18 protein-coding genes are annotated in these 15,148 nt (G+C 29.5%); 4 read left to right on the top strand and 14 right to left on the bottom strand.

From position 1 onward, the window contains the following. Positions 1 to 18: 18 nt before the first annotated feature. Positions 19 to 900, top strand: a complete 882-nt coding sequence (locus K354_RS0103730; RefSeq protein WP_024954172.1) for a DNA cytosine methyltransferase — start codon at positions 19 to 21, stop codon at positions 898 to 900. An 8-nt stretch (positions 901 to 908) separates the two neighbouring features. Here the strand turns inward: K354_RS0103730 and K354_RS0103725 are convergent, their stop codons facing one another. From K354_RS0103725 to K354_RS0103695, 7 genes are all read right to left on the bottom strand, one after another. Beyond that, positions 909 to 2,345 carry a sensor domain-containing diguanylate cyclase gene (locus K354_RS0103725; RefSeq protein ID WP_024954171.1) on the bottom strand — a complete coding sequence of 479 codons (1,437 nt, stop codon included), beginning with the start codon at positions 2,343 to 2,345 and terminating at the stop codon, positions 909 to 911. Positions 2,346 to 2,403: 58 nt separating this feature from the next. Next, positions 2,404 to 3,063, bottom strand: a complete 660-nt coding sequence (locus K354_RS0103720) for a ferritin family protein (RefSeq protein ID WP_024954170.1) — start codon at positions 3,061 to 3,063, stop codon at positions 2,404 to 2,406. A gap of 133 nt (positions 3,064 to 3,196) precedes the next feature. Beyond that, positions 3,197 to 3,877: a response regulator transcription factor gene (locus tag K354_RS0103715; RefSeq protein ID WP_024954169.1), complete on the bottom strand. Its 681-nt coding sequence runs from the start codon at positions 3,875 to 3,877 to the stop codon at positions 3,197 to 3,199. Beyond that, positions 3,858 to 4,985: a sensor histidine kinase gene (locus K354_RS0103710; RefSeq protein WP_024954168.1), complete on the bottom strand. Its 1,128-nt coding sequence runs from the start codon at positions 4,983 to 4,985 to the stop codon at positions 3,858 to 3,860. Before K354_RS0103710 ends, K354_RS0103715 begins: the two co-directional genes overlap by 20 nt. A gap of 105 nt (positions 4,986 to 5,090) precedes the next feature. Then, positions 5,091 to 6,530 carry an alanine/glycine:cation symporter family protein gene (locus tag K354_RS0103705; protein ID WP_024954167.1) on the bottom strand — a complete coding sequence of 480 codons (1,440 nt, stop codon included), beginning with the start codon at positions 6,528 to 6,530 and terminating at the stop codon, positions 5,091 to 5,093. Positions 6,531 to 6,794: 264 nt separating this feature from the next. Then, positions 6,795 to 7,280, bottom strand: a complete 486-nt coding sequence (locus K354_RS0103700; protein WP_024954166.1) for a nucleoside 2-deoxyribosyltransferase — start codon at positions 7,278 to 7,280, stop codon at positions 6,795 to 6,797. Further along, complete coding sequence (locus K354_RS0103695; RefSeq protein WP_024954165.1) at positions 7,277 to 7,771, bottom strand: YgjP-like metallopeptidase domain-containing protein; 495 nt, start codon at positions 7,769 to 7,771, stop codon at positions 7,277 to 7,279. Before K354_RS0103695 ends, K354_RS0103700 begins: the two co-directional genes overlap by 4 nt. A 237-nt stretch (positions 7,772 to 8,008) precedes the next feature. Between K354_RS0103695 and nudC the strand changes: the two genes are divergently transcribed. After that, a complete protein-coding gene (gene nudC, locus K354_RS0103690) occupies positions 8,009 to 8,884 on the top strand; it encodes an NAD(+) diphosphatase (RefSeq protein ID WP_024954164.1) in 876 nt (291 codons plus the stop codon). Positions 8,885 to 8,908: 24 nt separating this feature from the next. Continuing rightward, positions 8,909 to 9,823, top strand: coding sequence for a putative phage abortive infection protein (locus K354_RS14585; RefSeq protein ID WP_024954163.1), 915 nt, complete (start codon positions 8,909 to 8,911; stop codon positions 9,821 to 9,823). A gap of 2 nt (positions 9,824 to 9,825) precedes the next feature. Here the strand turns inward: K354_RS14585 and K354_RS13885 are convergent, their stop codons facing one another. The 7 genes from K354_RS13885 to K354_RS0103650 all read right to left on the bottom strand — a co-directional run bounded on the left by K354_RS13885 (position 9,826) and on the right by K354_RS0103650 (position 14,386). Next, positions 9,826 to 10,962, bottom strand: coding sequence for a Fic family protein (locus K354_RS13885; protein WP_156928205.1), 1,137 nt, complete (start codon positions 10,960 to 10,962; stop codon positions 9,826 to 9,828). Between the two features lie 135 nt (positions 10,963 to 11,097). Beyond that, entirely contained in the window at positions 11,098 to 11,784 is a 687-nt protein-coding gene (gene queC, locus K354_RS0103675; RefSeq protein WP_024954162.1) for a 7-cyano-7-deazaguanine synthase QueC, read from the bottom strand. Further along, complete coding sequence (locus K354_RS0103670; RefSeq protein WP_024954161.1) at positions 11,784 to 12,362, bottom strand: 7-carboxy-7-deazaguanine synthase QueE; 579 nt, start codon at positions 12,360 to 12,362, stop codon at positions 11,784 to 11,786. The genes queC and K354_RS0103670 overlap by 1 nt, the downstream gene beginning before the upstream one ends. A gap of 92 nt (positions 12,363 to 12,454) precedes the next feature. Beyond that, positions 12,455 to 12,691, bottom strand: coding sequence for a hypothetical protein (locus tag K354_RS0103665; protein ID WP_024954160.1), 237 nt, complete (start codon positions 12,689 to 12,691; stop codon positions 12,455 to 12,457). After that, complete coding sequence (locus K354_RS0103660; RefSeq protein WP_024954159.1) at positions 12,688 to 13,107, bottom strand: ester cyclase; 420 nt, start codon at positions 13,105 to 13,107, stop codon at positions 12,688 to 12,690. The genes K354_RS0103665 and K354_RS0103660 overlap by 4 nt, the downstream gene beginning before the upstream one ends. Positions 13,108 to 13,150: 43 nt before the next feature. Next, the gene (locus K354_RS0103655) at positions 13,151 to 13,372 is read right to left on the bottom strand and encodes a hypothetical protein (RefSeq protein ID WP_024954158.1); all 222 of its coding nucleotides are present in this window, start codon (positions 13,370 to 13,372) and stop codon (positions 13,151 to 13,153) included. Between the two features lie 399 nt (positions 13,373 to 13,771). Further along, on the bottom strand, positions 13,772 to 14,386 hold the full coding sequence (locus K354_RS0103650) for a LysE family translocator (protein WP_024954157.1): 615 nt from the start codon (positions 14,384 to 14,386) through the stop codon (positions 13,772 to 13,774). Between the two features lie 82 nt (positions 14,387 to 14,468). Between K354_RS0103650 and K354_RS0103645 the strand changes: the two genes are divergently transcribed. Further along, positions 14,469 to 15,011 (top strand): 6-carboxytetrahydropterin synthase, encoded by a 543-nt coding sequence (locus tag K354_RS0103645; RefSeq protein WP_024954156.1) that lies wholly within the window; start codon positions 14,469 to 14,471, stop codon positions 15,009 to 15,011. Positions 15,012 to 15,148 lie beyond the last annotated feature (137 nt).

Here is a 15,148-nt window from a genome sequence, read left to right as displayed (position 1 = left end):
GCCCAAAAAAGGCATATATTGATTAAAGCAGTTGAATTGTATTGTGGTATTGGTGGTTTTAGTAAAGCTTGTGAAGATTATGAAATAGATGTTACATATGCCTATGATCAAAACGATGCTGCAATAGCTACTTACAATACAAATTTTACTCATAAAGCCGAAAAATTCAACCTTGAAAAATTTGATGCCAATTACTTAGATGCTTTACATGTAAACTTCCTTTGGATGTCTCCTCCTTGTCAGCCTTATACAAAAAAAGGTGTACAAAAAGATTTAGCAGACAATAGAAGCGATAGTTTTAAAAACATACTTAACGCAATTTGTACATGTAAAAATCCACCTCTACATGTAGCCCTTGAAAATGTAGAAGGATTTAAAAACTCACAAGCTAGAGATTTACTCGTAAGCACACTTGAAAAAGTAGGTTACAATATCACGGAGACACTTTTATGCCCAAGTGAACTAGGCATTCCAAATAGACGTATGAGATACTATCTATGTGCATCTTTAAAACCTCTTAAAGAGATAAAAAGAAGCTTTACATGTAAAGAGTTAAGCCAGTACATAAAAGAGCCTGACGAGCCCTATTTGATACCAAAAGATATTTTAGAAAAATTTAGAGATGGTTTTCGTATAATCGAAGCGACTAATAAAGATGCTTATACTACTTGTTTTACCTCATCATACTCAAAATCATGGATGCACTCAGGTGCTTATCTTACATGTAAAGATAATGTAAGACTGTTTGAACCAAATGAGATAGCCTCTCTTATGGGTTTTGGGGATAATTTCATCTTTCCAAAAACCATAACTAAAAGACAGTCTTACAAACTTATAGGAAACTCTTTAAGTGTGTATGCTGTAAAAACTATTTTATCCCAATTTACCTTGGCTCACTAAATATTATTTTATATTATGATAAGCTGATCTTTTCCTGCATTTTTTGCTTTGTAAAGAGCTTCATCAACTTTTAAAATTAAACCATCTTGACTATCGTTACTTGTTAATTCACCAAGTCCTAAACTAATCGTCATTTGCTTTTCTAAAAGTCTGTGTAAATCTACATCCTCTTTTACAGCTACTCTTATTTTTTCAGCAATTTGAATAGCTTCTTCTTTAGTAGTGTCAATTAAAAGGATAGCAAACTCTTCACCACCCCATCTTGCAAGTATATCAGTTTTGCGGACTTCACTTTTTAACAGTTCTGAAAACCGTACAAGCGTTTTATCCCCTGTAAGATGCCCAAACGTATCATTAACACTTTTAAAATCATCTATATCAATCAAAATTAATGCCAAACTTTTGAGGTTTCTTCTATAATATAAATCAAACATTTTTTCAAAATTTTCATTAAATTTTCTTCTATTAGCAAGTCCAGTTAATGAATCCTCATCGGCAAGTAATTCTAACTGCTTTTGATAAATATTAATAGTATATATAATAATCAAAACTACAAGTAAAGTCACAATAACAGAGATAGTAAGGTTCATATAAAATGTCTTATTCAAATCCTCCATATACTCTTTCTTATCAATCTCAACTAAAAGATAAAGTTTAAGTTTTTTTATATATTTGGTACTCAATAAATACTCATTATCTTTGTATGTATATTCAAATTTATTGATTTTATTTGCAAAAATATCTGCTTGAATATCTTTTAAACCTTCAATGCTAGATATATTTCCTCTTTTATTCAGTTCTTTTGTAAAAAGTACAATCTCACCATTTTCATCAGCAAAATACACATCATATTTATATTTTTGCTTAAAAGAGCGTAACATTTTCTCCACTTCTAAAAGTTTAATTCCAACACCCGTTATTGCTATAAAATCATTGGCATAATCTTTAACTTTATAATTGATAAACATAACTAAAGAATCACCTAAATTTTTATTATAGTCTAAATTAACTTCGTATAAATCAGGACTTTTTTTAAAATTAAAATACCAATCGTCCTCAACATTATTTTTATTAATTTTATCAATAATTCCCTTTGAATGATAATAATTTTTTGTATCGTCTGAGACTAAAAATGAAGTAAAAATTTGATATTTTTTTTGCAATTCTTGAAGGTATTTTTGTATCGATTTGATATCTTTTTCACCATAAATTACCCAATCTTTTAAAAAAGTATCATTTGCCATTAATGAAGAAACTATCAAAGGTTCAATTATTCGTTGTTGTATTTCAGTATAGATATTGTCAATAGAAAGGGGTAAAGAAATATTTTTTAATTGATCCTGCGTTGAGAGAACATCTATTCGGTAGTTAATAATAGAACTTACAATGGAAACAGACAATAACAAACCTGCTATTACTGAAATAATTTTATATTTTAAATGCATCAAAACTCCTGTAAAAGGATTATATCTAATTACAGGAGTATTTTTTTATCTTAAGTGATTATTTTTTAGTATTAAATCTTGATTGGTACTCTTGTCCATGTGCACATACAGGACATTTTTTCAATGCTTTTTTACCATAATGGATATGTCCACATATTTCACAGATCCAAGCTTCTTCACCATCTTCACTTACAAACTCTTCTCCAGCTTCAAGTCTTGCTAAAAGCATTTTATACATATTTTCATGTTCAACTTCAATCTTTCCAATTCCTTTGAAAAGTGTTGCTGCATCTTTATATCCTTCTGCCTTTGCAATTGCTTCAAAATCAGGATACATAGTTACATTTTCATAGCTTTCACCATCTCTAGCTGCTGCAAGATTTTCTAGTGTGTTTCCAAAACCACTCTCTTGTCCATAAACCATTTTATTATGTAGTTGATACTCCATTTTTGCATGATGTTTTTCATTGTTTGCAGCTCTTTGGAAGTGCTCAGCTATATCTCTATAACCCTCTTTTTGCGCCACTCTTGCAAAATACTCATACTTGTTTCTAGCTTGAGATTCACCAGCAAATGCTTTCATTAGGTTTACTGCTGTTAGATTTTCTGTAATACATTCCATCTCAACACCACAACAGGCTAGAGTACCTCCACCTACATTTTGTACTTCGATAACATTACCACATTTTGGACATTTATAACTTTCATATTGACGCATTTAAGCTCCTTTTTAATTAGTAAAAAATTATAACATAGAACAGTAAATAAACTGTTTTATGTTATATATGTGAAATTATAACTAAATAATAATTATTTGTCAATGATAATTTTTATTATTTAATATATTTTTACTATTTCTTTAAAATATAGCCTTCTTGTGGGATATTTTTAATGATATTTACTGGTAATTTAGCTCTAAGTTCTTTTATAAAAGACTTTAAAGCATATGCTGTCATTTCTCTATCTAGCCATAATGCATTCTCTATTTGCTCATAAGTTAATACACTTTTATCTTTTTCATATAATAGTTTTAAAAACTCTTTTTCTTTTTTTCTTAAAGTTATTGTTTGTATGTTTTTATAGATTAATTCTCGTTTTTCTAAATCTAAAACAAAATCATTTAACAAAGTTATTGGCTTATGCTCTTTATTTAAATACTTTAACAATGCCTCGTCTAGTTTTTTTAAATTTAATGGCTTTAAAATATAGTGATTTATATTTAAATTAATTAAATCCATTAAATACTCTTCATTTGAATAAGCTGTTAGCATTATGATATTGGTATGTAAATCATGTTTTCTAATCTTGCTAACAAACTCTACTCCATCACAATTTTTCATTTGAATGTCTGATAAAATAATTTTAGGTTTATGTTCTAAATATTTATCATACGCTTCATCACCATCTCTTGCTTCATACACATTTTCAAAATAATATTTCAAAGTTTCTACAATAACTTGACGAATTCCATCTTCATCCTCAACACATAAGATAGGAATAGTACGTAACTCTTCAAGAAAAATTGCATTCATCTTCTATCCTTTCAAACACTATTGTAAATACAGCTCCAAAATCACCATTAGATACTAGCAACTTAGCACCTAAATTTTTTTCTATAATAATTTGAGCAATATACAGTCCAAGACCAGTACCTTTTGACGCATCTTTAGTACTAAAATATGGATCAAAAATATTGTCCATACTTGTTTCTTCAATACCACCACCATTATCTTGAATGACAACAACAATGTGAGTATCTGTAGTATTTAATGAAAGTGTAATAGTTGGATTTTCAATCTTTCTATCTACTAAAACATCTTTAGCATTACTCAAAATATTTAAAATGGCTTGTGCAAACTCTGAAGGATAACCCATAAATTGTTCATCTTTTTTTATACGAGTAACTACTCTGATATCTGCATTTATTAATGCTGCATTTATCAGGTTGAGTGCTTTTTGACATGCTTCTCCAAGCCAAAACAACTCTTTCTTTTTATCAGGTTTATAAAAATGCCTAAAATCATCAATAGTATTAGACATATACTCTATTCGCTCATTACTGCGTTCGAGTGAACTAAAAAGTTTTTCATTGGTCAATTTTTTAAATCTCGTAGCTATCTCGATTTGCATTAATATACCAGAGAGTTCACTTAAAGGTTGTCTCCATTGGTGAGCAATCATAGAAAGCATAGAACCTAGTATAGCTAACCGAGACTCTCTTAAAATAGTTTTATCTTTTTCTTTTCCTTTTTTAATACCTTCTGCCACTTGAAAAGTCAAAGTTCGATTTAACTCTCGTAAAGAATCTTCCTTTGCATGAACTTTTTCTTTATAACGTTTTATAATATCATGAACAATATTATTCATCACTAAAGAAAAAAGAAGCATAAAAACTAAAACACTCAGAGTTATAATCCAAAGATAATTAATAAATTGTTCTTTTTTTTGTATGTGAATTTGTTCTATACGTTGGTTGATATTTTCTTGACTAAGATTTTTTTGTTTGTAAATCATTTGAGTAGAAGTACTTACTTCTTCTGAAAGTTTTAAATAATAAGAAGCTGTAAAAAAAGAGAAAAAGATTAAACATAAAAAAGGAAACATAATAATAAAAAAAGGAACACCTTCTTTATTAAACATAATTTGTTTTTTGATTCATATATCCTTATAATTGATATACTATTATAGTAAAGCCAAAGTTAAAAAAAACTTGCACACTCTTGTAAAAAAGTGTGCAAAAATACTTTATTTTTTAGTTTTTACGTTGATATCATCAACAATTTCTTTCCACGGTTCAGGATGAACTTTAAACTCATCATAATTATCATAACGAAGCACTGGTTTAATGCCTTCTTTTAACTGCGCATCATACCCTCTAATAAGAGCAAGTGCTGGTTTATAAAGTAGTGCAATAACTATCATATTTGTAATAGCTAAAAGTCCCATACTCAAATCTGCAAAAGAGAAAATTGAACTTAAATCTTGAAATGATCCCCAAACAATAAGCGCTATACATACAACTCTAAATACATTAAAAATTGTACGATTATGATTTTCAAAAAAGTTTAAACTATTTTCTGCCAAATAATAGTTATAAAGCATAGAAGAAAAACCAAATAATAAAAGAGCAAAAGTTACAAAATACCCACCTAATGGTCCAATATGTTCAATAAGTGCATTTTGTGTTAAGAGTATACCTTGAACACCTTCAGCTCCTGGAGTATAAACACCTGAGAGTAAAATAATAAAAGCTGTACAAGAACAAAGGATAATTGTATCAATAAATACAGAAAAAGATTGAACAATACCTTGTTGTACTGGATGTGCTACATATGCAACTGCTGCAACATTTGGAGCAGAACCAAGACCAGCTTCGTTTGAGAACATACCACGTTTTGCACCTTGAATAATTACAGCACCAAAGCCACCACCAATTGCCGAGCTTGGGTTGAATGCTTCTGTTACAATCATAGAAACAAGTGCAGGAATTTCTGCAATATTTAACGCAATAACAACAATAGCAATAAGAAGATAGCCAATAGCCATAATAGGAACAATTATCTCAGAGATACGTGCAATTCTTTGAACACCACCAAAAATAGTAATACCAAAAATAAGAGTTAATATCGAACCTGTAATCCATGTTGGAAAACCAAATGAAGATGCGAATGAGCTTGAAATTATAAATGATTGTGTTGCATTAAAGGCAAAACCAAAAGTGATAATAAGTAAAATAGATATAACAGCACCTAGCCATTTTTGCCCCAACCCTTTAGTAGCATAATATGCTGGTCCACCTCGATAAATATTCTCATCAAAACCATCTTTTTCTTTGTAAAGTTGGGCTAAAGAACACTCAAAAAAGCTCGTTGCCATACCAACTAAGGCAATAACCCACATCCAAAAAACAGATCCAGCACCACCTAAAGTAATAGCAACCGCAACACCTGCAATATTACCACCACCAACACGACCAGCCACTGAAAGCATCAACGCCTGAAAAGAACTAATGTGCCCTTCTTTATCGTGGTCAGTCTCTTTTAAAATGTGCCACATTTTAAAGAAATAACGAAATTGGACAAACCGCGAACTCACAGTAAAAAAGATACCTAAAATAGGTAATAAATATATAAGGATATTCCCCCAAATTAAATCATTTAAAAATGTATTAATTTCACCAAGCATACATGCTCCTTTTAAATTATATTATCTTGATTTTAGCATTTCAAAGAGGGTAAAAAGTGTGCTAGTACATAGAGGAATGTTTTAGGGAGGACAGATATAATCTAAAGTTCAAAAATTTTGGCAAAAAAAAACGTTCAGAGCGGGCAACTCTGAACGTTATATTAAGTTCTATCTACAAAAAGGAGGTTTTTGTTTTGTTTGGTTAATAAAAGTATATATCTTTAACTTAAACGTTGTATTAACTTATTATAAACAAATAGTAAATTACTTGTTTTTTAAAAAATGAATAGCTTCTTGAAACCCACCTTGTACGATATTACAATCTAAAAACATTAAATTTAATGGATAATTAAAATCTTCTATAAACATACCATTTTTATCAACATTATCTCTATTTTCATCTTTACATGTACACTTTTGTTTATAATCTCTTGTATCTTCCATATAAATAACTACTTGTTTTTTCAAAGCAATTGCATAACCTATCTCAAAAGCGGTTCCACTATCAAGCTCATCCCCTCTAAAAGGATTTCCATTGGCTACAACTAGATCTGATTTTTCTATGAGTTCTATATTTTTTTTATAAATAAAATCCCTAGCAACTTCTTTACTCCACGACTCATCTATTTGGTTATCCAAAGGGTACAATCCTTCATATCCAAACTCTTTACATGTAAGCTTATATTTTTTGCCTATCTCTAAGCTATCAGGCTTAAAAACATCAAAACCTGCTATATATATTTTTTTCATATTTTCCTCTTTTGTAATATATCAAGATGAAGAAGATATACTCGTACATCAAACTCTACTTGATGATAATCTTTTTGCATATGCTCACAAAACTTGTAAAATGCCTTGTTATGCTCTTTCTCTTTAAAATGTGCAAGTTCGTGAACAACTATCATTTTTAAAAACTCCTCAGGAACATCTTTAAAAATAGTAGCTACTTTTATAATGTTTTTTGCTTTTAACTTTCCACCTTGAACCCGTGAGATAAAAGTATGTGTTCCCAAAGATTGACTCACATCATTTATCTTGCCATCATAGAGTACTTTTGAGATTTGAAACTTTTTTAAATACTCATTTTTCAAATCCATAACATATGAGTACAAAGTTTTATCAGTTTTTATACTATGTTTCTTTGGATATTTTTTCTCTAAATAAATACCAAGTTTATCATTATCTATAAGATGTTGAATTTGATCTTGTAATTGTTGTGGGTAATGGCTAATATATTTCATAAGGAATTATATACTATGCTTTATTTGATAAGCATGAAAAAAGAAGTTTTATATGTATATCCTTAATAGGCAAAAAAAAAGCGTCCGAGGTGGGCATCTCGAACGCTTTTGCATACTATCTACAAAAAGGAGGTTTTTGTCTTGGTAATAAAATTATATACCTATAGTCTAAACACTCTATTAACTTTTATTAAATAAATAGTAAACTTATAAAAAAATTGCCAAGGTACATTATCTATGAAGAACTTATACCCTTTTTTCTCACAAAACCCTCTTGATAGACTAGATGCTACAAGAAGAGATAAAAAAGAAGTACAAAAACTACAAAACTTACCATCAAGTAAATTTTTACTCTTTTTTGAAGGCAACTTACTTACTCAAAACAAACAATATCTTTTTACGCAACAAGACCTTCTTACATGTACATACAACAAAGAGGAGATTATCTTACTTGGAGAAGATAAAAATGTCCACTATTTTTGTTTACATGTAAACACATTTCCCTCAAATCTAGCGACTGCTGGATTGAGAGAATTTGCCTTATATGTAAAAGAAAAATCACTTGGTATTTTAGCCCAAGCCTCTTCGGTATTAAACTGGCACTCTTCTCATAAACACTGTGCAGAGTGTGGAGCAAATACACTCATGGAGCATGCTGGATGGAGAAGAGATTGTGTGGCGTGTAAAAAAGAGCATTTTCCTCGTGTAGACCCTGTGGTTATCATGCTTGTAACTCATGGTGAATATTGTCTTTTAGGACGTGGGGTGAACTTCAAAGAAAACCGCTATTCTTGTTTGGCAGGGTATATGGAAAGTGGAGAAAGCATAGAAGAAGCAGCTAAGCGTGAACTCTTCGAAGAAGCTGGCATCACAGGAGGCGAAGTAACTTACATCGCTAGCCAACCTTGGCCATTTCCTTCAACACTTATGATAGGCGTACATGTAAAGGCAAAAACAAAAGAGATAACCATAGACCCTCATGAGATAGAAGATGCAAAATGGGTACATAAAGATGATATTAAACAAATACTTGATGGTGATGAAAGCTTTGGTATTTCTACACCTAGGAAAATAGCAATTGCTAGGAATTTGTTAGAGTATTGGATAAAATAATATTTAACTTTTAAAAGGATTTGAATGTCAACTAAACCTAACTCTAAAAAACTTTCTCGTCTAAATTTGATTTTATACATTGCAATATTTCTTTTTGTAATCACATTGGGTTTTTATTTTTTAAATTTTCATGGCGGATTTTCCTTAGAAAAAAATGATTGGGGAACTTTTGGTGATTTTATGGGTGGTACACTAAATCCATTATTTGCTTTGTTTAGCTTATTTGCAATTATATATACTATTAAAATACAAACTGAAGAATTAGAACTTTCACGTGAAGAGTTGAAAGATACTAAAGAAGAATTAAAGGCATCAAGAATAGCCCAAGAAGAACAGAGTGAGTCTTTTAAAATACAAAATGCTTCTATAAGACAACAAACATTTGAAAATAATTTTTTTCAACTTATGGATTTGTTTAATAATACTAGAAATAATTTAACAATCAATATATTTAGGAATAGTTTTAATGAACTTTTCATTAACAATATTAATGAAGGATATGATAGAGACAGAATTTTTATGAACGGATCGTTTTCTGCTTATATTGCAATAAAAAACTACTTATTAATTTTAGAAAAAAACTATACCTTAGATTATGATGCTTTTAATAAAATCTATGAAGGAAACACGGGAACTTACTTTATACAAAACTACCAAATTCTAAAGTTTATAGCTAACTCTCAAATAAAAGATAAACAATTATATGTAAATATTTTAAGAGCACAATTTACAAAAGAGGAGTTAGAGTTTTTATTTTATCACTGTTTGGGGAGTATTGGCTCTAAAAAATTCAAACCACTTATAGAAGAATTTGAATTTTTTGAACATATAACTTTAAATGACGACATTGAAAAGAAGCTTACTCAATACGATAGAAAAGCCTTTGGGGAAAAAGAAAACATCTTAGAAAAATATGATGAATTAAAAAATAAATCCTAAGTTTATCTATTTATCTCAGGGATAAATTTCTCTTTTTCTAGCATAAGTATGATGCTTCTAAGCAGATGACTACTTACAAAATTGATAAAGTATTTTCTTCCACCTTTTTTGTCTGGATAGATTAGTCCACTCTCTTTTAGTTTAGAGATTGTAAAAGTTCTCTGCCTTTCAGTAAGTCCTATTTTTGCATCACTTATATCTTTTGAAGCAAAGATTTGATGTTTTATAGCAATTGACAAAATCTTATACTCTTTATCATTTATCTGACCTCTATCTTTGGCATGAGCAATAGCAGGAAACAATATATGCTTTGATAAAAAACTATAATCTGTAAGTTTATTTATCTTCTCTATCTCTTCAAGTATCCCTTTTAGAACATACTCAGTCCATACTAACATACTCTCATCATCCATTTTATCTGCAATACTTAGCATTTCATAGTATTTATCTCTGTCATTAAAAAAAACAGCTGAGGGGTTCAACAAACTTCCCTCTTTTACATTAAAACCATACTTTATCAAAAGTGCATAAGTAAGAAGTCTTACTGTCCTACCGTTACCATTTCCAAAAGGGTGTATCCAAGTAAAACGATGATGTACTTGTGCAACTTTTAGTAGGTCATATTTATTTGATGTTTCTTCATTTATAAAATTTAACAAATCTTCCATATGCTCTTGAACTAAATAATGCTCTGGTGGTTTATGTTCAGATAATGCAATCCCTACATTTGTTTTTCTGTAAGAACCAGGTGTTTTATCGCCTTCTTTACTCAATTTATTTACTGTTAAATGATGAAGCTCTCTTATAAATTGATGCGTAATTTTACTCTCAAAAGATATACTCTCTTCTATATATTTCATCGCTTCTTCTACATTAGCAATTTCTGAGTATTGCTCACTCTTGTCTTGTGTTTTGTTTATTTTTTCTTCTATATACTCTGAAATAGTTGTTCTATTTCCTTCTATTCTTGCAGAGCCAATACTCTCCATCATATGAAAAATCTCTTTTAACTGAAAAAATATTTCTGGATAAGTTGAACCAGAGAGTACAAGCTTTCTTACATGATTTAATTCTAATAAAACATCAACTAATGTTGAATCAAAAGATGGAGCAACTAACTTAATATTTTCTACACTCACAAAAATCCTTTTCTACATTTATGAAATTTATTATTTACAAAAAATCTTCTAAAATGCTTTTATATAGGGATTATATCATAAAAAATTTATTTCAATTAAATACATTTAACTATATAATTATAATACAATTTAAAATTAAACATGCTCTTTATAATCTTCCCAACCTTTAGCTCTTAAGATACATGCTGGACACTCTCCACATCCGTATCCCCATTCGTTTTTCGTGTTATGGTCACCATTGTAACAAGTGTGTGATTCGTCTATGACCATATCTAAGATACCTTCATTTTCACTCATTTTAAAAGTCTCACCCTTACTAAGATGCATCAAAGGATAGTGAAACTTTATATCTGATTCACTTCCAAGGTTCAAAGAGATTTCCAACGCTTCTATAAAGTTTTGTCTACAATCAGGATAACCAGAATAATCTGTTTGATTAATCCCTACTATGATATTGTTTATGCCAAGCTTTTGAGCGTATGCATGAGCTAAAGTAAAAAATATAGCATTACGGTTTGGTACAAAAGAAGCTGGAAGATTTGGTTTTGTTCGATGGCTACTAGAGATATCTAAACTCCCATCAATCAAAGCAGAATCATTTAACTGTGAAAAAGCATTGATATTTAATACAAAGTTATTTACATTCATTGCATCTGCAATCTTTTTAGCTTGATAAATCTCAACTCTATGTTTTTGACCATAATCAAATGTCAAAGTTTCTACATCTTCAAATCTATTTTTTGCCCAACCTAGACAAGTCGTACTATCTTGTCCTCCACTAAAAACTATTAACGCCGAACCATTTTTATCAACTGTACTCACTACTCTACCCCTAAATACTTATGTAACTGCACACTCAATTTAAACTGAGGATGCTTTTTAACGAGTTCTATACAGTAATCTGCATTTTCTTTATTGACTCTATCTTTAAAATTCTCTGGTTGTATATATATTGGTTTTTCTTGGTTTACATGTAAAAGTTTATTTATATCAGAATCTGCTCCTACTATGAACTTATACTCATTAAAACCTTCTACATGTAAAGAGTCCCAATCTTTTGGAGAGTATGTTATCCAGTCTGCATTTTTGATATGCTCAAACTTATATCCGTTGCTCTCAATAGCCACATGATAATCCTTTACATGTAAAGCATCTATAAACTCATTGATATCGTTTAAAGATGGTTCACCACCAGTGATAACTACATATTTTGAAGGGTGTTGACTTATGTGTTCTAAGATTTCATCAATTGTTTTACTCTCATAGGCTCCCTTATGTAAATCCTCATCACAAAAAGAACAATCAAGATTACAACCGTGAAGTCGAACGAAGATACAAGGCACTCCACTAAAATTTCCTTCACCTTGTATTGAGTAAAAAATATCTACTATTTTTAGCATAAAAACCTCTATTTAAATTCTATACGACATAATATCTAATATGAATTTAATAAGGCGTAAAATGCTATAGAAAATTTCTATAGCATTTGTTATTAGTCAAAATCACTATATTTATCAGATTTTTGCATTAACTCAAAATCATCATAGTCATCAAAACTATCATAATCATAATTGTCGTAGTCAACTGTAAATATTTTAGGATAGCCCAATTTTTGTAGTTCTATATCTAAATTTTCCTCAGAAAGTCTATTTTTTACCCTATCCATAATTATTTCAATATCTTCATCTTTAATATTGTTTGCTCTTAATTCATATATCACAGAATTCATATAATGTCCTTAACATCTAACTGCTTATAAAGATTAATTAAATCACCTAAAACCCAAATATTAACAATTTTTTTATTACGAAATTGAAAAAATGAAGCACCGCTATATCTAATCGTTTTATTAGTTGCTTCAAGCTTAAATAACTTTCCTGTATGAGTACCATGATAATGAACCTTTGCAGAAATCAAATTATTCTCACAAACCATCATTTCAACACCATGATACAAATTAGGCAAACCTTGATTTACATTATCCATATATTTTTCAAATTCTTTTTTACCTTTTGTTTCAACATTTAGCGAACCTCTAAAAGTAATTTCATCATCAAAAAGTAAATCTATATAACTTTTGTTCTTTTCATTCCATAGTTCTTCATAATAAGAAAGCACTGCTTCTTTATATGATTTGAAATTCATTTTATTCTCCAATATTTTTCATGTAGAATAAGGATAATGTTTTTTAATTGTTTTGTTCTCCTTTAGTTATGCATTCGTTAAATGCTTCCTCACATTGATTAGAACATTTTGCTTCTTGTTCATTTTCATCACATTTCGATATACATTTATCAAAATTTGCTTCACATATGACACTACTATGTAAATCTTCTTCTGCTGGTTTTTGTTCCTGCGCACTTATAGATAGTTGAAAAACCATCAACGTAACAATGATATATTTAAACACTTTTTCTCCTATAGCTTAACAATAAACTAAGTTTATTTTGTTAGTATAAAAGTACTCTTTTTTTAGAGTACAACATGTTTCTGAGAACTTTTGCAATACACGACCAATGTTTTAAACAAAGTTTTCAGGAACCCCTTTTTAACTTAAATCCTTATTCTACACAGAAATTATAATCAAAAAAATAAATAATTTTGCTAAAAGAAATCTTAAAAAAACAAAATGCTCAGAAACACCTAAAATAGAGGTTATGCATCCTTTTATTTTTCTCAAAGAGAGGCTTATATACCCTCTTAGTAATATACTATCTCGATGAAATTATTAAATTAGTAGTTTTTGTTATGCAATAGACTTTGAGCTTCAACTCTCAATGTAGAATTTGTGTATGAGCAGTTATTTTTTTTATCTCTCAGCCATAGCAAGTTTTGCACTAAATAAAACAAAAATAGCAGCAAATGTTTTTTGAATTCTACTCATGATTTTTGGAGAATTTATGACATATACTCTAGCTTTATTGGCAAATAAACCATAAAAAACAAAGATTACAAAAGTCATAAACATAAAAGAAAAACTTAAAAAAAACATCTCTGTCATAGGTGAAGAAGCATGTGGTGAAACAAACTGTGGTAAAAATGCTAAAAAGAATATAGATAATTTTGGATTTAAAATATTAATCAAAAAACCTTTTGTAACTATTTTTAATAAATTAGTTTTTTGAGTATTAGCATCTATTTGCAAAGTACTCGTATCTTTCCACATAGAATAAGCAAGATAAAGAAGATACGCTACGCCTATATATTTAACAATACTAAATGCAACAGCACTGGTATGAAGTAAAGCAGACAAGCCCAAAACAGACGCTACTAAATGAGGAATAATTCCTGATGTGCATCCAAGAGCAGCAAAAATACTCTCTTTTTTACCTACAAATAAACCTGTTGAAAGAGTATAAATTACACCTGTTCCAGGTATTAGTACAACTATCAACGAAGTTAAGAAAAACTCTGTACTAAACATTTTTAATCCTTTTGTTACACATAATATCCCTACTTAAATTCTATTTGGTATAATACCAAATATGAATTTAATAAGGCGTAAAATGAAGTGGGAAATAGCTAAGCAGTTTGATTTTTGTTATGGGCATAGGGTTTGGTCGCAAACTCTCAATGTAGAATTTTCTATGGATAGTTGTTTAGCTTGTCGTCATCTACATGGTCATCAAGGTCGTTTAATAGTATATCTAGAGAGTGACAAACTTGAAAACGGTATGGTTACAGATTTTCACCATCTTAACTGGTTTAAAGTTTTTTTAGATAAAACTCTTGATCATAAATTTATTATAGACATCAATGACCCTCTTTTTGCAACTCTGCTTCCTGATTTTGCAGACAAACAAAATTTAATTGATTTTGAAGATGGCTTTCAAAGACCAAACTTAGATGTATTAAGAGATAAACCTGAACACCTTATAGAAATGTATGAAGGATATATCATAGTAGATTTTGTACCTACAAGTGAAAATATCTCTACATGGCTTATGAGAATTGTTGCTGAAAAAATGAAAAAGATAAATGTCGATGTCTCCCGCATAGAGTTTTTTGAAACCCCTAAAAGCCGAAGTATAGTATATAATCCGTCCTAAAAAATTTCACTTATATAGAACAAAATTGAGAAAATTACTCTCTCCCATTTACTGAATAAAAACAATAGTATTTTTATTTTTATTTAATACTAATGCACTCTTCTCCCCCTCTTTCAACCCTTTCCTATGATAAAGTT

This window comes from Sulfurospirillum arcachonense DSM 9755, assembly GCF_000597725.1.
GTDB classification, from domain to species: domain Bacteria; phylum Campylobacterota; class Campylobacteria; order Campylobacterales; family Sulfurospirillaceae; genus Sulfurospirillum_A; species Sulfurospirillum_A arcachonense.
Note: the sequence above shows the minus strand (reverse complement) of the source record. Positions and strands in the feature narration are given on the sequence as shown.